Source organism: Acidithiobacillus albertensis (assembly GCF_001931655.1).
Classification (GTDB): domain Bacteria; phylum Pseudomonadota; class Gammaproteobacteria; order Acidithiobacillales; family Acidithiobacillaceae; genus Acidithiobacillus; species Acidithiobacillus thiooxidans.
The window spans coordinates 1,698,568-1,701,769 of the sequence record NZ_MOAD01000001.1; the positions used below are offsets into that span (position 1 = coordinate 1,698,568).

Consider the following 3,202-nt stretch of genomic DNA (forward strand, 5'->3'; position numbering starts at 1 on the left):
GGCCAGGAGATCAGGAGCTGCCTGCTTCGCCCACCGTAATGATCATTTCGGCAATTTCTCCCAGTTTTTTTCCTTTGTCCATGGCGAGCCGCCGCATGCGCCGGTAGGCTTCGGCTTCGTCAATCTGCAAGTCGCGCATGAGGATGCCCTTGGCTTTTTCAATTTGCTTGCGCTCGGAGAGGGCATTTTGGGTGTCTTTGAGTTCTTTGCGTAATTGCCGATATTCGGCATAGCGGAGCGCCGCTACCTTGAGAATGGGGGCAATATCCTGGGCGGAAATGCCGTGGGCAACATAGGCGGCCACGCCGGCACGAATAGCCCGGCGCATGGTGTCTTCATCTTCAGGGGCGCCCAGCACCACGACCGGTAGTTCCAAGGTTTCGCTGAGGAAGACGATGTGTTCGAGCACGTCCCGTTCAGGACTGCCCGCTTCAGCGATGATGACATCGGGTTGCAGATTCTCCAGACGTTGCCAGGAAAGTGCTGACCAGCCAAAAATATCCACGACAGTCTGCCCCTCGCTGGCGAGGGCTTCCCGGAGGATTTCTGCACGCTCCACATTATTGTCGATCAGGACGATGCGATGCATGGGCTCATTGTAGCGCTTGCAGAGCGGCCTGGATGATGATTTCCGATTCGCCGATGGGTCCTTCTACCTTTATGAGGCAATCGGGTAAGGTTACCTGCACCTGCTCAAGAAGTGCAGGCAGATCCTCCTGTAAATGACGACCGCTGCTCCAAAATAATGGGGATATGCGAAAGTGGCGTAAACCCGATGCATAGGCTGAGTGCAGGGCCTGCTCCAGAGACGGCTCCCACATCTCCAGATAACATAAAACAATCTGTCGCTCGGGATGGGCTGACTGTAATTTTTCGGCGATCTGCTCAAAAGGTTTTCGCCACTGAGGGTTGCGGGAACCATGTGCCAGCAGAAATTGCACTTCGGTCATGCGCTTTTCCTTATGGATGTTGCAGGCGTTGTGCAGGTAAAACGGCTTCACCGGGAAACCACGCACAAATATCGGCCAATTCCACGACGGAACCAATAACCAGAATCGCCGGACTGCCTAGCTCTGCCGCCTGGATGGCTGTACTGAATTGCTGCAAGGGCGCCTGCACCTGTTTTTGCGTGATGGTCGCCCATTGTACGGCAAGACAGGGCGTTTCAGCAGCCAGACCGCCCGCCATCAGGCCCTGACAGATATCGGATATGCGTTCGATGCCCATGTAAATGACCAGAGTGTCTGCCGCCTTGGCATAGCGTGACCAGTCTGGAGGATGGCTTCCTCTGGCTTCGTGCCCCGTCAGGAAAATGACCGACTGACTGCGATGGCGATGGGTGAGCGGTACGCCAGCATAAGCCGCTGCTGCCATTCCGCTGCTGATGCCAGGGATGATTTCGTAATCGATATGGGCGGCACGCAGGGCCAGACATTCTTCGCCTCCGCGCCCAAAGAGAAATGGATCTCCCCCCTTCAGACGGACCACCTTCAAACCTTGTTGGGCCGAACGGATCAGGTGTTCATGAATGCGTATCTGTGGGGTGGAGTCCTGCCCGCCGCGCTTGCCAACTTCCACTTTTTTACATCCAGCCGGTGCCATGTCGAGTAAACCGGGATTGGCGAGGGCATCATAAAAAATGATATCAGCAGCCGCAATGCGCTTTGCGGCTTTGAGGGTAAGGAGTTCCGGGTCGCCGGGGCCGGCACCGACAATGGAAACAGGAAATGGGGTTGTGCAGGTTTGCATGGGAAGACTCCAGTTCAGGCTGCGTAACGAGAAAAGTGATGGGCAAGATGATGACGTGCACTGTCCATGTCCGCGCAGCGCCCACTCAGGCAAAGCAGGCATAAGGCTTGATCGACCAGAGGCGAAGGTAGCGGCAAGCGTCCATTCAGTACGGCCTCCATATGGCGACAGGTGGCCAAAATGTCTGGATTTTCAGGTAGTGCAGGCATTTGCTGCAGGGGCTGCGTGTCTTTTTCCATCCAGAGAACCGATTCACCCTGCTGACAAACATGCAAATCCGGACGGCGTTTGGGGTTGGCAAAACATTCTCCTTCGCTTCCCCGCAAAATGAGTGCCGTACTTTGTTCCCGCTGGAAATATTCCTGCAGGCGCAGCAAATAGGGCGGATGGGTGACGCCGGCACAATGTACGGCGGGGTTCTGGAAAGGATTAAAAAGCTTGACGATAGTATGTACGCTGGATCGCACCCCGAGCTGTTGTCGCAAGGCCAGCATTTTGCCCAGACCGGGATGAAGGGTATCCACCGGCAGATAACTGAGACCCTGAAGATGCAGAAGGGTGTTGGCCTGCTGGCTGTTTTCCGCACTGGCCAGTCCAAATTCACGGAGAATGTCGGCACTGTATACCCGCCCGGATGGATCATGATCGGCCCAGAGGAGATCAGGGGCGTCGTGCTGCGCAGAGAATCCGTGCATCAGCACCGGCACGCCACAACGCGTAAGGGTCATAGCCAGCAGCGGCAAGAGATTGGCCCCACGCCGGGTGCCGTTGTAACTGGGGAAAATGACCGGCCGGCAGCTGTGCTGGAAAGCGATGGGTTCGATATTTTCTTCCAGAGCATGGGCAAAAGCGCGTAATTCCTCGACGCTTTCGCCCTTGATGCGGTAGGCCGTCCATAGGGCACCCATGGCCAGTTCCGGTAAATCGCCGTGCAGCCAGTCCGTAAACAGTTTTTTGGCTTCTACATAGTCCAGGTCTTCTGCATGTTCACGGCCTCGGGCGACACGGCCGATGAGGCTGGTCATATTCGATTTCGCCGTCATGATGCCTCCTGATGGATCAGGCGAATCATCGCCATGATTTCCGGTTTGCAGGAACCACATTCACCTCCGGCACCGCAATCCTGGGCGATTTGGCTCAAGGTGATGTTGCCCGCCGCAATACTGTGCCGCAGTTGTTCTTCATTGACGCCCGTGCAGGCACAAATGCCCCGTGAACGTGACCAGGCGGCCATATCCGGGGGTACTTTGGGCGCCAAGAGGGCATGACGGTAAGCATCAACATCGGTACCACTGAGCAGTAGTTCGCGGAGCCAGTCGCGGGTTCCGTCTTCACCAAACAGGCGCACAGCCAGCAGTTGCTTGCCCTGCATACAAAGGCGTTTGCGCACATGGCGGCGGGCATCGTCATAATCCAGCACTTCCAGACCATCCATGCCGAGAGCCTGGTCCCA

At 56.3% G+C, this 3,202-nt stretch carries 5 protein-coding genes; all 5 read right to left on the reverse strand.

Annotated elements, in window-relative coordinates:
• Window positions 1-10: 10 nt before the first annotated feature.
• Window positions 11-589, reverse strand: coding sequence for an ANTAR domain-containing response regulator (locus BLW97_RS08865; protein ID WP_024893701.1), 579 nt, complete (start codon window positions 587-589; stop codon window positions 11-13).
• Window positions 590-593: 4 nt separating this feature from the next.
• Window positions 594-950 (reverse strand): sirohydrochlorin chelatase, encoded by a 357-nt coding sequence (locus BLW97_RS08870; protein ID WP_024893702.1) that lies wholly within the window; start codon window positions 948-950, stop codon window positions 594-596.
• 10 nt (window positions 951-960) lie between these two features.
• Window positions 961-1,749, reverse strand: a complete 789-nt coding sequence (cobA, locus tag BLW97_RS08875) for a uroporphyrinogen-III C-methyltransferase (RefSeq protein WP_024893703.1) — start codon at window positions 1,747-1,749, stop codon at window positions 961-963.
• Between the two features lie 14 nt (window positions 1,750-1,763).
• Window positions 1,764-2,792 carry a DNA-binding protein YbiB gene (ybiB, locus tag BLW97_RS08880; protein WP_024893704.1) on the reverse strand — a complete coding sequence of 343 codons (1,029 nt, stop codon included), beginning with the start codon at window positions 2,790-2,792 and terminating at the stop codon, window positions 1,764-1,766.
• Window positions 2,789-3,202: (2Fe-2S)-binding protein (locus tag BLW97_RS20025; RefSeq protein ID WP_242947779.1), on the reverse strand; the 414-nt coding region annotated here is incomplete at its 5' end. The genes ybiB and BLW97_RS20025, both read right to left, overlap by 4 nt.